The sequence below is a fragment of the Methylobacterium sp. GC_Met_3 genome (assembly GCF_026540775.1).
In the GTDB taxonomy this organism is placed as follows: Bacteria; Pseudomonadota; Alphaproteobacteria; order Rhizobiales; family Beijerinckiaceae; genus Methylobacterium.
The window spans coordinates 199,779-213,601 of sequence record NZ_JALNUL010000007.1 but is presented as its reverse complement, the minus strand read 5'-3'; the positions used below and the strand labels follow the sequence as shown (position 1 = coordinate 213,601).

The following is a 13,823-nucleotide window of genomic DNA, read 5'->3' as shown; positions in this document are numbered from 1 at the left end:
CCGGCAACCTCTTCCGCGTCGTGGTGCAGAACCACGGGCGGCAGATGGCAAAGGCGGATGGGGGGTGAGCGGAAGCCGCCGGCAGGCTCGCGGATCTGCTTACTTAGACTGCTCATGGTCGAGCCCGACTGGTGGCCCTGCGCGCGTCGCGCTCTCGATGATTGCGTCCCAGGACTTACCCTTCGCCCTCAGGAACTCAATCGAGGGGCCGTTCTCGTTGCCGTAGACCCTGATCGTCCGCTCCCGGATGCGGCTTTGGTAAGGCTCAGGCGTCAGAGCCTTGAACCGTGTCGATAACCGCAGGCGCTCCGCATGGATGGCGCGGGCGATGGTCTCAGAGGACGCACCGTCCCGGCGCATCTGAACAGCGCGCTCCTCAAGGCGGCGCACGGCCTGTTCGTAGCTAGCTCGTAGGTTCATCACACCTCGTGTACCCCATCCCGGTAGGATAGGCGCCGGGATGGTGGTGTCGAGCCAGCAGAGCCTGAAGGAGCCGGGCCTACGCGATGGCGTCCAACAGCGGGCAGGCGTGAGGTTAGCCTCGGGGTTTTCTATACCTTCGCAGGCTGATCGTGGTCGTTTCGTGCGAGACAGTCGTCTGAAGTGTCTCAGGGGTTACAATCACCGTTTCGACCGACTTCTGCTCTATCAACACCGCTCGTGCTGCAGATTGGCCGCGCACGACGTAGTTTCTTGGTATCTCTGTACGCTTCTCAACGGAACTAAATGACGCTGCCCGTTGCAACCTATCGCTGAAATATCGGTCATAGTCGCTGTATTCGGCGAACCCTTCGGGATCTAGCCGCCATGCCCAGACACGCCCAACCAATGTGGCAATCCAATCCGCGGCTTGCATGGATTGGTCGAGGTGACTCTCTACTTCAAATGGAGGACTAACCAATTGTCTGCATGGCTGAGCGCCAAACATGGTCTTTTGAGCGCATTCCAAAAGCTCGGACCGCGATGATGATTGGTCCATAACTAATGCAAAGCGTGTTCCCGCCTGCGATGCGGCGCGGTCCAGTTTCCTAATAGCGTGGCTTAGAACGGTTGTTTGCAGGCCCACGGGACTACGTGCATCATCTCCACGTTCTTTCTCGCGCCCATGATAAAATACAAATCCGTTCCGCTTCTTGACCTCGCCAAGAAGCCGGAAACCCATCTCACGGACGGCCCTGTACTTCTTAATCGAATTTTTTGTGAATAAGTTCGTGCCTTTCTTCTCCCAGCGATAGACAGGTTTTCTGGCGGCCTCAATGTCTTTGCTCAAATTGTGCTGCTTGAGCTGCAGAAAGAAAGATGAAAAGCCACGCAATTCCTCAGCCGGCAGTGCAAAGCCCGCAAAGCCATATACAGGGCTTGTGTTGTGCCTTGGATCGGACCGGCGGACGTATGGGCCAGAGTGCCCGAAGTCGTCGACATACACGAAGAGCATGCGCCGATTGTCCGACCACCACCGATGCGGGGCAAGGGCAAGCCCACAAGGGGGCCTAAAGCACGGAAGCCCGCGCCTGATGGCACGGGCCCCGGAATGAGCGCGGCGTCGAAACTCCGCATCTCAACGGATCAGATGGCATCGCCCTCGATCCGTGTCAATCCAATCCGATGCGGGTTAAGGAGTTCCTAATCCGACCCCCACGCCCCTGTGGATCGACCAGCCAGCCAGCCCCGCCTTCAGCGCCTCTTCCACGAGGCGGGGGATGGGGTCAGTGCAACCGCCAGACCCTCGGGTTCGTGGCCACGATCGCAAGGACGTAGAACGCGACACCGAGCGGCGTGCCGTAGGCGATCACAAGGACGCCAATCCCGACCCAAGCGGTTAGCAGCGCAGCCATCATGGCCAACACGTGAGGGTTCATAGCCGCCTCCTCAGGTTCCACGCGGGCCAAAGCCCTTCAGCGCCACGCCGGTCCTGAACCGGCCATACTTGCGACCGAGGGCGTCGAGTCGGTCCCCGTTCACTACCAGGGCTGAGGGACGATCCTTGTCGGCAACGACCCGTAGCAGGCGCTGGCGGAATAAGGCGTCGGGCTCGGGATCGCTCACAGCATGTCCCAAAGCCAAGCCGCGGCCATCATAGAGACGCCGCCGCACACCAACGCCACCACGATGTAGAAGTGAAAGCGGTCATAGAGAGCAAGTGGCATTGGCGGAGGCCCTGAGCACCGAGGCCATTGATGCCCATAGACTGCATCCACCCGCCAGCGGGAAATTTTAACGGTTCGTCAATTCAGAATTTGCGTGGTCCACAGGCCACAGAGGCTGAAGGTCAGCCGACGCCACGGCTCACGAGGCCGCCTAGGAACACGACAGCGACGACCGCGAACGCGACGGCCACAGCGATAAGGATGGCGCGCATCAAGCCGCTCCGTGCTTGCCGACGAAGCTCATCCTCAGGCGAGGCAGCCCTTTGTGTTCAATTCCCCTGGAAGCGTATCAGTTCGCTGCCTCAGGATCCTCGTGGTGCCGCACGTAGCCCTGGCTGGTGAGCCAGCCGGTCACGGCGTGACGGATAGCTTCCGGCCGGGAGGGTTTGGGATCGGGCTGGTCCGCGATCCAGGCGTCCAATGCATCCGAGATCGTGGGCAGGAGATCGAATGCCGCAATGCGCCGACGGTCTCGCAACACAGCCTCTGCCGCAGCCTGATCGATCGTGCTCACGTCCCCACTCATCACCCTCCCTTCGCCTTCAAGGCTTCCTCTACCAAGCGGCGGATGGCCTCAGAGCGGGATGGCTTGTCGGGCTGAACCTCGCGCCACGCGTCAATAGGCTCGAAGAAGTCCGGCGCAACGCGCATCCGGAACTCATCGGAATGAATGCGACCCGGAGGCCGCCCTCGCTTTTTTGTATCCACCGGAATTGACAGCCGCATATTTAAGTGGCTACAACAAAACCGGGCCGACGGGAAGGTGCGAACTTCCAATCGGCCCTGACCCCACCACTCTGTTTGGGAGAGCGGCATGGCTACCCACGCCCATAGCACACGCACGCCCTTATTACCCCTGTCCAGCAACCCTCGGTCCTTATTAGGCCAGGGGCTCGGCGGGCAGGCGGGCCCCGTCACACAGGCCATCCGCGTCATGCGAGCAGACGAGCCGTTCCCGCCCGCCGATGCCGCGATCGAAGCCATCCGCGAAGGCCTGATCCGCTACTTCGTTGAGGAGGACGGCGCTGACCGCCAGCGCGTTCGCGATCTGCGCCGCCGGATCGCCGACCGCATCGAGGCGGATCTCGCCTTATTAGATGCGCTGGACGGCGACGCTGATCGCGAAGACGGCCACGACGCCGAGGGCAACACCGACGACAACGGCATTGCCGACTACGACGCAATCGGCGAGCAGGGCTTCCGTGGCTATGGAGGCTGCTTATGAGCGGCCCGGCCAACCGCCGTGGCTTCCTCCGCGGCCTCACCATGCTCCCGCTCATCGGCGGCGGTGTAACACTGATCGGAGCGCCCTCCGCGGTTGCTGAGCCGGTCACAGAACGGCTGCTCACCGAGTATGCCAACTGGGCGGCGTTCGAGCACTACCGGGCTCAGGTCGAGCTGCACGGCTCAATGGAGCGCAACTGGTACACGCTTCATGGCCCGGCCTATGAGTGGCACCGAGAAATGAGCGGGGCCAACGCTCGACCGCCCTCGACCCGCGCAGCGCTCGTGCTGGCGGCTGTCGGCTGTAACTGGCGGGAGGGCGGACAATGACCGCTTCTACCCGCCGCGCCGCGCTCGGCGCCATCCTTGCCGCGCCGCTGGCATCCGTGCCGGCGGTCGCCGTTGCACCTCATCTGCCGGACCACGAAGCGCGGTTACTCGCGATCGGCCCGCAACTGGTCTCGCTGCTGGATGAGTACGACCGTCTGTGGGCGCTCGTGCACCCCTACTATGAGGCATGGGAGCAGGCGTCAGAACGGTTTCCGATACCGCGCTGGCAGCACGCGGAACGGCTGCCGGAATGGGCGGCGTATCTCGCTGCTCGGAGGCCTGCTGATGCTGTCAACGACAGGATCGAGGCGCTCTACAGTCCCGACGACGAGCCGATGACGACGTTGCCCGCGATCCTGCTGCGGCTGCGCTACGCAATGACGTTCGACGCCTTCGTAGATGATGCGCTGGACGAGCTGCGCGAGCTTTGGCGGAGGCAGCCGCTATGCGCCTGATCTACACCTTCCTCGCCATCCGGATGATCCGGCTCGCCCGGTTCGATCTCTACAGGTCGGAACGCCTGCACCGCGATGGTGATGAAGCCTTTGAGCGGTCGCGCGAGCGAGTGCGGCTTGCCGATGGTCTGGCCACGCGAGCGGGCCTGCCGTCACGGGCGGCACTGCGGTGAGGCGTTGCCGTAAACTTGCGGACGCGTGTCTCGCCAACTTGGCGACTCACGGGCCGAGGGAGGTGGTGAGACGCCACCCCCTTTGTCGCTCCCCAGATCGGGGGAGCGGTAAATGCGAAACGGTTTCGCTTTTGGAAAACGGAAACGGTTTCCGTTTTGCGCCCCCCGGATCCGGGGAGATCAAACACGACACCGTGTCGCTTTCGAAAACGGAAACGGTTTCCGTTTTGCCGAGCCGAGTCTCAGCATCCACGCCCGCCCAGACAGTTCATTGCCATGACGCCTAGGGCAGGCGTGGAGGTCAGCTGCGGCACTGACCGCCTCATTAAAGGCGTCGGACTTTTCCGGTTGATGTCCGCTTCTCACGAACGCCGCTCGCGCATCCGGTGCGGGCGTGGGCAAACAGCTTCCGAGCTTAATGGTCGGGCGACCTAACTGTAGAACCGTGTTGCCCTCTTGTAATCCGATTACAAGTGTGTAATCTGCTCGAAATCAGATTTCGAGACGGATCATGTCGCACGATTTTCAGATGACCGTTGCTGAGGTTGTAGAGCGCCTTGTTGCTATCGGCGCCGCTGACGAAGTGCTGCTGGCAGGCCAGATCCGCAATTGGTCGCGACGTGGCTTGTATGGGCCTCTGGAAACACGCGGTACCGGGCCGACCGCACCCAAGGTGTTCGATGAAAAGCACCTCGTGATGACGCGGATCTTCAGCATCCTGTCTCGGCTCGGCATGGACGCGACCCATTTGTCCGTCGTCGCGCGGCTTCTCAATAAAACCCCCTATGATGCGGCGCCGGTAGGCGAGTCCTACGAGCCCGGCCTGCCAGTCGTTATCAAATCCTACAAGGCAGGCGAGCGGAATTGGCGCTTCCGGATCTACTCGGACGAGTGGGGGAATATCCGCGGCGGGGGATTAACTCCTGACGAAGTTCCGCACCCGCTCATGCAGATGCGTTACCCAATCCATCACACCATTGAGGCCCCGGCGATCTTCGGTGGCCTGTTCACTCCGGAGTTGCCCGAGCTTTCCGCAGGTGGGGAGGGCTGATGCCTAAACCTCCTTTTGAGGCTCAGGGCCTCTTCCCGTGCGAGGCCGAGATCGCTCGGCGCCTCAGCCAAGATCCCGTCTCGTGGAAGTCCAAGGCTGTGGTCTTGGAGCGGGACGGATTGCCCAAGATCGACCCCATGTTCGGAGGCCGGTTCTGGCCCGGCGTCGTCGCCTATCTCAACCGCCGCTACGGTCTCTCCCGCGTCGAGGCATCCGCCCTCGACGGACAGGAGAACCTCGATGCCTTCTGACCTCAGCTTCCCCGGCTTGAAGCGCCGAGCGCGAAAATCCGGGCCTGATGCGGCCTACTGGGTCGCCCGAGCCGATCTTGTGAAGACCGGCTACCAACCCGAAACCGTCCGGATCCCCTACGATCTCGATGACCCGGACCAGCGGATGCTGGCCAGCGCCCTGTGCTTGAAGCTCCAGGCCGAGTTGCTGGAGTGGGCGTCCGGACGGCGGCGGGACCCGAACCGTTTCGACGGTACCCTGCTCAGCCTGTCCCGAAAGTACCAGACGGACGAGGCGAGCCCGTTCAACACCAACATGAAACACAACACCCGTCGGACCGACCTCAGCATGCTGCGGTTGATCGAGCGGACCGTTGGCGCCCGGCAGCTCGCGCAACTCGGGAACGACGATTTCAGGCGCTGGTACAACGAGGCCAAAAAGCCTAAGGCGCCGGGCGGTCCCGAGCGGGTCCGGCGCGGCTACGGGCTGATCAAGAAGCTCCGGGAGCTGTTCTCCTTCGGCATCATGGCTGGGCTGCCGCAGTGCAAGCGGCTGCACGAGATCCTGAGCCACGCCCGGTTCGCCCAGCCTGCCCGGCGCCGAATCACCCTGAAGCTCGAACACGTCGAGGCGTTCATCCCCGTCGCGCTTGAGCAAGGCCGGCTCAGCCTCGCACTCGGCACCGCTATCCAGTTCGAGGCGGTGCTCCGACAGCGGGACGTGATCGGTGAATGGATGCCGATCCCCGATGGCGAGGAACCGAGCGGCATCGTGATCAACGGGCGGCGCTGGCAAAACGGCCTGACCTGGGCCGATTTCGCCGGTGACCTGGTGGTCCGGAAAGTCACCACGAAGACGGGCGCGATCGTGGCGCACGACTTCAAGCTCTACGCGCTGGTGACGCGGCTCCTCGACATGGTGCCGGCAGCTAGGCGGGTCGGGCCGCTCATCATCAACGAACACACCGGCAAGCCCTACGCGGAGTGGGTTTTCACCCGCGAGTGGCGTGCCGTGGCCCGTGCGGCCGGCATCCCGGACGAGGTCCGGAACATGGATGCCCGGGCCGGCGGGATCACGGAAGCCGATGACGCGGGCGCCGACTTCGACTCGATCAAGTCGACCGCGGCGCACGCCAACGCTTCGACGACGCAACGGTACATGCGCGGCGCCGTCGGGAAGGCCCGGAACGTGGCGGTCCTGAGGGCCGCCCACCGGGTCAAGGAGAACAAGGCCTAAACAGCCTTGGGGAACGCGACGGGGAACGTGGGGAACGCGAGATCAACACGAAGGCTGAAATTCGCTAGCACCATCAGCGAGATGGGAGTGGAGCGGGTACCGGGAATCGAACCCGGGTATTCAGCTTGGAAGGCTGCTGCTCTACCATTGAGCTACACCCGCGCGGGCGGACCGTTAGCACGCCGAGATGGCGGTGAGAAGGTGCAAGGAGCCGACGTTGCATCGGCCACTGCCCCAAAGTCCCGGCGGCGACGGGCGGCTCACAGGCACGGATTCAAGACTGGCTCGCGCGGGATCGAGAGCAGGTCGCCGACCTGCGCGCGCAGGCCCGCGGCGGCGCCGGTCCGGAAGGCCCCGTACATCATCTCCGCATCGCGGCTGCAGACCGATCGCGGTTGGCACTCCGCCGGCCCGCTGCGTGATGGGACGGTCCCGTTCCGGGCGTTCTCGGCGATGAACTGATCGATGGAATCGAGGGATGTTTTCAGTTCCTGCTGGAATTCCGGGTCGGCGTCCTCGTGGCAGGCCTGTCCAACGGCGCGGATCGCCTGCAGGATGCCGCGCATGCACAGCACCGCACCTTTGCCGGTCCGGTCGACCTTCGTGACGGTGTCGCCGCGGCGGATCGTCTGAATCCCGTTCACGAGCGCCTCGGCCGATGCCGGACCGGGCGGCCCGGCCTGACCCAATGCCTCCGAGGATACGGCCAGCAACGCGCAGACCGCGGCGGCGCAGCCGACGATCAGGGGTCGCCGTCGAGACGGCGTGCATGTCGAGAGGCGCATGGATCCGACGCCGTCTTCCATGGGGCAGCCGCAGGCGTGAACCGCGCCCGATTAACCCAGGCCCAACGCGGCGCGGGCCTCTGCGGATGTAGCGACGCGGCGGCCGTGGCGTGCCACCGCTTCGGCGGCAAGGCCAACGAGCTCGGCATTGCTGGCTGCCAGCCGGTCCTTCGTGACACGAATGTTGTCCTCCAGGCCGGTCCGCACTGCGTCGGCGCCGCGGGCGAGCGCCCAGTCCATCACCACCGCCTGGTTGCGGCCGATGCCGGCAGCCGTCCAGGTCGCCCCCGAGAGGATCCGACGCGTCTCGGCGAGGAGGATATCGAGCAGGTGCTCCTCGGCCGGCATCGCGTTCTGGACGCCCATCACGAACTGCACGTGCGGGCGCGCGTCGATCAGGCCCGCCTCCACCAGCCGCTTGGCGCCATGCAGGTGCGAGAGGTCGAAGATCTCGATCTCGGGCCTCACGCCGTACTGCTTCATCTGGCCGGCGAGATCGGTCACGAGGCTCGCGGAATTCTCGTAGACGATCGTCGGGAAATTGACCGAGCCGGTGGACAGGGAGGCCATGTCGGGCCGGTGCTTGAGCGACAGGCCACGCGCGGCCGGATCGCGGCCGCGCCCGCCCGTGGAGAACTGCACGATCATCCCCGGGCAGTGCTTGCGCAGCCCTTCCTGCACGGCGGCGAATTTTTCCGGATCGGAAGAGGGAGATTCGTCGTCGTTGCGCACATGGATGTGGCACAGGGTGGCGCCGGCCTCGAAGGCCTGGTGGGTCGATTCGATCTGCTCGGGTACGGTGACCGGAACGGCCGGGTTGTCTTTCTTGCGCGGCACCGAGCCTGTGATCGCCACTGCGATCACCACGGGCGCGTCGCTCCGGGATGCTGCCATCCGTCTGTCCTCCCTGTCCCGTCCACTCGCGCCGTCCGGGATAGCGCCGCAGGGCAAGGATCTGAACCGACCGACGCGCGCACCGGGTCCGTATGCGGGACATCTCGCGTCGGATGACAGCCTGGCCTTGTGTCTTGCCGGCGCTTGCCGCACCTCTCAGGCGGCGAGGCAGACGATGAACGACACGATCCTGGTCCTGAACGGGCCCAACCTGAACCTGCTCGGCAAGCGCCAGCCGGAGATCTACGGTCACGAAACACTGGCCGATGTCGAAGCCCTGTGCCGCGAGACGGCTGCCGGCTTCGGGCTCACGGTCGAGTGCCGCCAGAGCAATGCCGAGCACGCGCTGATCGACGCGATCCATGAATTCCGGGTTGGCTCGGCCGGCATCGTGATCAACGCCGGGGCCTACACCCACACCTCCGTGGCGATCCTCGACGCACTCAACGCCTGTGAAGTGCCGGTGATCGAGTGCCACATCTCGAACGTCCACCGGCGCGAGGCTTTTCGCCATCATTCCTACATCTCGCTCGCCGCCACGGCGGTGCTGGCGGGGTTCGGGACGCACGGCTACGCGCTCGCCATCCGGCACATCGCGCATCTGCGCACTGGCAGGACTGCGTGAAGCGCGGATAGCGCGCGGCGCAGGGTTGACGCTGGCCGAGACAGGGCGGAGGAGGGCGGTCAGGCCCAATTCAACGCGTTCTCTCCGACCGGACTGGTCTTCAAGCCCCGGAGAGCACCCAAGCGGAGCGCGCACGCCGCATGACCAGCCCCTTCCTGCCCCTCGACCGGGACGTCATCGCCCGCGAGGCGGCCAAGATGTTCCTCGAGATCGGCGCGGTCCTCTTCTATAAGGACGAGCCGTTCAAGTTCACCTCCGGCTGGGCGAGCCCGGTCTACACCGACAGCCGGAAGATCATCTCGTTCCCGCGCCTGCGCTCGACGCTGATGGACTTCGCCACCGCCACGATCGTGCGCGAGATCGGCTACGAGAAGCTCACCCATATCGCGGGCGGCGAGACCGCCGGCATCCCGTTCGCGGCCTGGATCGCCGACCGGATGATGCTGCCGATGCAGTACATCCGAAAGAAGCCCAAGGGTTTTGGCCGCAACGCGCAGATCGAGGGCGAGATCGTCGAGGGCGCCCGCACCCTGCTGGTCGAGGACCTCGCCACCGACGGGCGCAGCAAGGTCAATTTCTGCAAGGCCCTGCGCGATTCGGGCGCCCAGGTCGATCACTGCTTCGTGCTGTTCTACTACGACATCTTCCCCGACAGCGCGGCGCTGATGCAGGAGATCGGCATCAAGCTCCACTATCTCACCACGTGGCGGGACGTGCTGGCAGTCGCCAAGGAGATGGGCACCTTCGACCCGAAGACGCTGGACGAGGTCGAGAGCTTCCTCAACGCGCCGGCCGCGTGGTCCGCCGCCCATGGCGGTATCTCCGCCTTCGGTCAGTCCTGAAAGGCCCGCGATGAGCGTCGCCGACCTGTTCCCCGCCGAGCGGCAGGACGCGAAGACCGTCGAGCGGATCACGATCCGCCGCCCGGATGACTGGCACATTCACCTGCGCGACGGCGCGATGCTGAAGGCGGTGCTGCCCTACACGGCGGCGCAGTTCGCCCGGGGCATCATCATGCCGAACCTCGTGCCGCCGGTGACCACGGTCGCAGCCGCGCGAGGCTACCGCGAGCGGATCCTGGCGGCCCTGCCGGCCGGCATGAACTTCACGCCGTTGATGACCTGCTACCTGCGGGACGACACCGATCCGGACGAGATCGAGCGCGGCTTCAAGGACAAGGTCTGGGTCGCCGCCAAGCTCTACCCGGCGGGCGCGACCACCAACTCGCACGCGGGCGTCACCGACCTTCTCGGGATCGCGCCCGTGCTGGAGCGCATGGAGCGGATCGGCATGCCGCTGTTGATCCACGGCGAGGCGACCGACCCGGAAATCGACATCTTCGATCGCGAGGCCGCCTTCATGGAGGGCAGCCTGATCCCGCTCCTCGCCCGCCATCAGGGCCTCAAGGTGACGGTGGAGCACGCCACCACGGCCGAGATCCTCGACGTGGTCCGGGAGCACCGGAGCCGGTGCGCAGCCACGATCACGCCGCACCATCTCGTGATCAACCGGACGCACATCTTCCAGGGGGGGCTGCGCCCCCACCTGTACTGCTTGCCGGTGGCCAAGCGCGAGCGACACCGACTCGCGCTGCGCAAAGCCGCGACCTCGGGCGAGGCCTGCTTCTATCTCGGCACCGACACGGCCCCGCATGTCCGCGGTGCCAAAGAGGCGTCCTGCGGCTGCGCGGGGGTGTTCTGCGGGCCTTCCGCGCTCCAGACCTACGTGCAGGTGTTCGACGAGGAAGGGGCGCTCGATCGGTTCGAGGCCTTCGCGTCGCTCAACGGCGCCCGCTTCCACGGGCTGGAGCCGAACGCGGCAACGGTGACGCTGGAACGGCGGGAAAACCGCATCGCCGAGGCGGTCGCGGTGGAGGACACGGCGGTGGTGGTGTTCCGTGGCGATGAAACGCTGCCCTGGGCGGTGACCTAGGCCCAGGGATACGACAGCGCTCGATTGCCTCCCCCTCTACCTCATCCTGAGGTGACCGCGTCAGCGGGCCTCGAAGGAGGGCTTCAGGGATCACAGCGACTTCTGGAGGGATCCTTCGAGGCCTGCGCTGCGCTCCGTCACCTCAGGCTGAGGTGGAGGGTTGGAGTGCCGGTCCAAGGCTTTCTGGAATTCCGTCGTTTACCGTGAGCGTAGGCATCCTGGGCGAACTCATGCCTCCCGGTCTAGCGCCGCTCTGCATCGCTCAGCTTCGCCCGTCATGGCGGAGGGCTGTCGACGCACATGGGAGAGCGTCCTACGGGACGGCCTTGAGGCCCAAAGCAGGCACCAGGGCGGGATCGACCGCGTGCGCATCATCCATCAGACCGAGCCCGTCGAACAGGTTCCAGAACGACCACCCAAATCCCGCCCGCTCCGCCGTCAGCCGCACGTCGCGGAGATAGGCGGCCCGGTCGAGGGGCCGCGCGGCGGTGTAGCGGGCGTCGGTGCGCAGGGCTCCGAACTCGCCCATCAGCACGTTCCGGCGCGGGATCCCGTAGAGGTCGGCCCAGGTCGCAACCGGCTCCATGGCGGCGGCGAGGAAAGCGGGGCCAGGCTCGGCATCGCCGTACTCGCGCAGCTTCGCTTCGATCACCGCACGGTCGCGAACCTTCTCGGCCTGCGCAACCGACCGGTCGGCCTCCATGCGGGCCGATACCGCCTTCAGCGTCTCTGGCATGCGCGCGCGTGTTCCCGGCCATGGCACGGCGTTGAGCCAGCGATAGAACGGCTCCTCGGTGAGCCAGGTCGCCCCCTGATGCGAGAACAGATACGGCTCGTAGAAGTGGAAGGTGTAGAGCAGGGGTGCAAATCGCGCGAGCGGCGCCGGGTCGAGGGCCGTCAGGCCGGCGACGAGGCTGCCGCATGAGCCCGTCGCCACCAGGGTGAGCGCTGGCGCCGCCGCCCGCGCCGTGGTCAGAAGTCTCTCCTGAACCCGATTCCACGTGAGGGTACCGCAGGCCTGCGGCGGCTCGTTGACCGGCTCCAGCGCCACCCGATCGACCCCCTTGCGGTCACACAGGCGGGCCAGTTCGGCGACGAGATCCCGGTAGGCCGGAAACAGCGGCGCCCGATCTGTGCCGTAGAAGGCCTCCGGCGTGTAATGATGGGTCGCTGCATTCGCCTGAACGTTGAGAACGACGCGCAGGCCGGCCGCCAACACCGCATCCATCGCCGCCGACAGGCTGCCGAGGAGTTCGGCCCGGCGGGTTCCCGTGAAGGCCACGAACGGGCCGGGATCGAGCGGCAGCCGCGCGAAATCGAAGCCGAGGGCGGCTAGCCGCATCAGGTCGGCCTGGGTCGGGACGGGGCGATCCGCCTGGAACGGCGGCCAAGCGTAGTCGATGCGCGGGGCCGGATATTCCGTGGTAAGCGAGAACCAGGGCCAGAGCGCGATGCCCCGGCGCAGCGGGATCGGCGCGACGGCGCTTCGGGCCGGCATCGCCTGCGCACCCAATGCGGCGAGGCCGCCCGCGAGCAGCCTCCGGCGACTGGCCCTCATCCGCTCGCGCCGGCCGTGGCACCGATCGGCTCGGCGAACGGCACCTTGACGCGCTCCGCCGGGGGATAACCTCCGACCCGCCGCACCTCGTCTTCATAGGCGGCCAGCACGTCGCCCCATCGGAAATCCTCGGCACGCCGCCGGGCCGCCGCGCGGGCACGCGCGACCGCCTCCGGTTCAGCGAGAACCCGCTCGATCGCGACGGCACAGGAGTCGACGCCTTCGAAGTAGAACTGCGCCTCGCCGGCGGTTCCTCGATTGAACGGGTTGGCGTGGGCGATCACCGCGTTGCCCGCCCACAGGGCCTCGACCAGCGATGGGTTGGTGCCGCCAACCGTGTGACCGTGAAGGTAGGCCAACGCATGGACCCGCAGGGCCTGGACCTGATCGGGCTCGTAGATGGCGCCGGGAAACAGCACCTCCGGGGAGGCGGCCTCCTCGACGGCGCGATGATAGCGGTTGTGCACGCTCATGGTCCCGAGCACCACGAGGCGGACACCCCGGGGTCGGCGCGAGAACGCTTCGACGATCGTCAGGATGTTGTTGTCGGGTTCGATGCGGGCGATCGACACGAGATAGCGCCCGGCCTCCAGCCCGAGCGGCGGTGGCGTGATCTCGTCGGGCGGCGGGTCGCCCCCGTAGGGGATCGTCGTGATGGCCCGGCGCGGGCGCCGCGTGGCCAAGTGGTCGGCGATGGCCGGATGGTCGGCGACGAGCTGGTGCGAGGACCACGCGGCGATCCACTCGCTGACGTAGAAGTACGCCCGGATGGGCCACGACCATTTCGGGCGGCGCCATTCGATCCCGTCCATGTTGGTCAGGATCCGCCCGCCGCAGGCGCGCAGATAGGGCAGGAAGGCCGCGCCGTTGTAGCCGAGCACGAGGCAGACGCCGCCGCGCCGGGCCGCATCCCAGGCGCAGAACGCGTCGAAGGCCAGGGTCGCGGCCGGGCCCTTCAGGCCGATCTCCACGGTGATCAGCTCGATCCCGTTCCAGACCCGCGACGAGATCCGCGTGCCGACCCGCTCGACCTCCCGTTGGCAATAGACGCCGACGGACCAGCCACGAACTGCGAGGTAACGGGCGAACCGCTCAGCAAAAGTTTCGAACCCGCCATGTGCAGCCGGGATCCCGCGCGTTCCTAAAATAAGCACTGCGGGTACGCGGTCCGGCATTGTCCTT

At 65.7% G+C, this 13,823-nt stretch carries 18 protein-coding genes and 1 tRNA gene; 10 read left to right on the top strand and 9 right to left on the bottom strand.

Annotated features, from left to right (window positions below; genetic code table 11):
• Positions 1–99 precede the first annotated feature (99 nt).
• The 4 genes from OXS27_RS12665 to OXS27_RS12650 form a co-directional block, all read right to left on the bottom strand.
• Positions 100–420, bottom strand: coding sequence for a cell wall-binding protein (locus OXS27_RS12665; RefSeq protein WP_267356486.1), 321 nt, complete (start codon positions 418–420; stop codon positions 100–102).
• A gap of 115 nt (positions 421–535) precedes the next feature.
• Positions 536–1,435 (bottom strand): DUF3800 domain-containing protein, encoded by a 900-nt coding sequence (locus OXS27_RS12660; RefSeq protein WP_267356485.1) that lies wholly within the window; start codon positions 1,433–1,435, stop codon positions 536–538.
• A gap of 271 nt (positions 1,436–1,706) precedes the next feature.
• The gene (locus tag OXS27_RS12655; RefSeq protein WP_267356484.1) at positions 1,707–1,859 is read right to left on the bottom strand and encodes a hypothetical protein; all 153 of its coding nucleotides are present in this window, start codon (positions 1,857–1,859) and stop codon (positions 1,707–1,709) included.
• Between the two features lie 577 nt (positions 1,860–2,436).
• Complete coding sequence (locus tag OXS27_RS12650; RefSeq protein WP_267356483.1) at positions 2,437–2,661, bottom strand: hypothetical protein; 225 nt, start codon at positions 2,659–2,661, stop codon at positions 2,437–2,439.
• Positions 2,662–2,961: 300 nt separating this feature from the next.
• On the opposite strand from OXS27_RS12650, the gene OXS27_RS12645 reads away from it, so the two are divergent.
• From OXS27_RS12645 to OXS27_RS12615, 7 genes are all read left to right on the top strand, one after another.
• A complete protein-coding gene (locus OXS27_RS12645; protein WP_267356482.1) occupies positions 2,962–3,372 on the top strand; it encodes a hypothetical protein in 411 nt (136 codons plus the stop codon).
• The gene (locus tag OXS27_RS12640; RefSeq protein ID WP_267356481.1) at positions 3,369–3,701 is read left to right on the top strand and encodes a hypothetical protein; all 333 of its coding nucleotides are present in this window, start codon (positions 3,369–3,371) and stop codon (positions 3,699–3,701) included. Before OXS27_RS12645 ends, OXS27_RS12640 begins: the two co-directional genes overlap by 4 nt.
• Complete coding sequence (locus OXS27_RS12635; protein ID WP_267356480.1) at positions 3,698–4,156, top strand: hypothetical protein; 459 nt, start codon at positions 3,698–3,700, stop codon at positions 4,154–4,156. The genes OXS27_RS12640 and OXS27_RS12635 overlap by 4 nt, the downstream gene beginning before the upstream one ends.
• Entirely contained in the window at positions 4,147–4,329 is a 183-nt protein-coding gene (locus OXS27_RS12630; protein ID WP_267356479.1) for a hypothetical protein, read from the top strand. Before OXS27_RS12635 ends, OXS27_RS12630 begins: the two co-directional genes overlap by 10 nt.
• Positions 4,330–4,840: 511 nt before the next feature.
• Positions 4,841–5,380 (top strand): hypothetical protein, encoded by a 540-nt coding sequence (locus OXS27_RS12625; protein ID WP_267356478.1) that lies wholly within the window; start codon positions 4,841–4,843, stop codon positions 5,378–5,380.
• Positions 5,380–5,631: a hypothetical protein gene (locus OXS27_RS12620; RefSeq protein WP_267356477.1), complete on the top strand. Its 252-nt coding sequence runs from the start codon at positions 5,380–5,382 to the stop codon at positions 5,629–5,631. The genes OXS27_RS12625 and OXS27_RS12620 overlap by 1 nt, the downstream gene beginning before the upstream one ends.
• Complete coding sequence (locus tag OXS27_RS12615) at positions 5,621–6,847, top strand: integrase (RefSeq protein ID WP_267356476.1); 1,227 nt, start codon at positions 5,621–5,623, stop codon at positions 6,845–6,847. The genes OXS27_RS12620 and OXS27_RS12615 overlap by 11 nt, the downstream gene beginning before the upstream one ends.
• 88 nt (positions 6,848–6,935) lie before the next feature.
• On the opposite strand, the gene OXS27_RS12610 is transcribed toward OXS27_RS12615, so the two are convergent.
• From OXS27_RS12610 to OXS27_RS12600, 3 genes are all read right to left on the bottom strand, one after another.
• A tRNA-Gly gene (locus tag OXS27_RS12610) sits at positions 6,936–7,009 on the bottom strand.
• Between the two features lie 98 nt (positions 7,010–7,107).
• A complete protein-coding gene (locus OXS27_RS12605; RefSeq protein WP_267356475.1) occupies positions 7,108–7,632 on the bottom strand; it encodes a hypothetical protein in 525 nt (174 codons plus the stop codon).
• Between the two features lie 51 nt (positions 7,633–7,683).
• A complete protein-coding gene (locus OXS27_RS12600; RefSeq protein ID WP_267356474.1) occupies positions 7,684–8,526 on the bottom strand; it encodes a 3-keto-5-aminohexanoate cleavage protein in 843 nt (280 codons plus the stop codon).
• Positions 8,527–8,701: 175 nt separating this feature from the next.
• On the opposite strand from OXS27_RS12600, the gene aroQ reads away from it, so the two are divergent.
• From aroQ to pyrC, 3 genes are all read left to right on the top strand, one after another.
• A complete protein-coding gene (gene aroQ / locus OXS27_RS12595; protein ID WP_243916202.1) occupies positions 8,702–9,151 on the top strand; it encodes a type II 3-dehydroquinate dehydratase in 450 nt (149 codons plus the stop codon).
• 140 nt (positions 9,152–9,291) lie between these two features.
• Complete coding sequence (locus OXS27_RS12590) at positions 9,292–9,993, top strand: orotate phosphoribosyltransferase (RefSeq protein ID WP_243916201.1); 702 nt, start codon at positions 9,292–9,294, stop codon at positions 9,991–9,993.
• 10 nt (positions 9,994–10,003) lie between these two features.
• On the top strand, positions 10,004–11,083 hold the full coding sequence (gene pyrC, locus OXS27_RS12585) for a dihydroorotase (protein WP_267356473.1): 1,080 nt from the start codon (positions 10,004–10,006) through the stop codon (positions 11,081–11,083).
• A gap of 313 nt (positions 11,084–11,396) precedes the next feature.
• Here pyrC and OXS27_RS12580 read toward each other — a convergent pair whose 3' ends face one another.
• Positions 11,397–12,641: a cellulase family glycosylhydrolase gene (locus OXS27_RS12580; protein ID WP_267356472.1), complete on the bottom strand. Its 1,245-nt coding sequence runs from the start codon at positions 12,639–12,641 to the stop codon at positions 11,397–11,399.
• On the bottom strand, positions 12,638–13,816 hold the full coding sequence (locus tag OXS27_RS12575; RefSeq protein WP_267356471.1) for a DUF1972 domain-containing protein: 1,179 nt from the start codon (positions 13,814–13,816) through the stop codon (positions 12,638–12,640). Before OXS27_RS12575 ends, OXS27_RS12580 begins: the two co-directional genes overlap by 4 nt.
• Between the last annotated feature and the right edge of the window lie 7 nt (positions 13,817–13,823).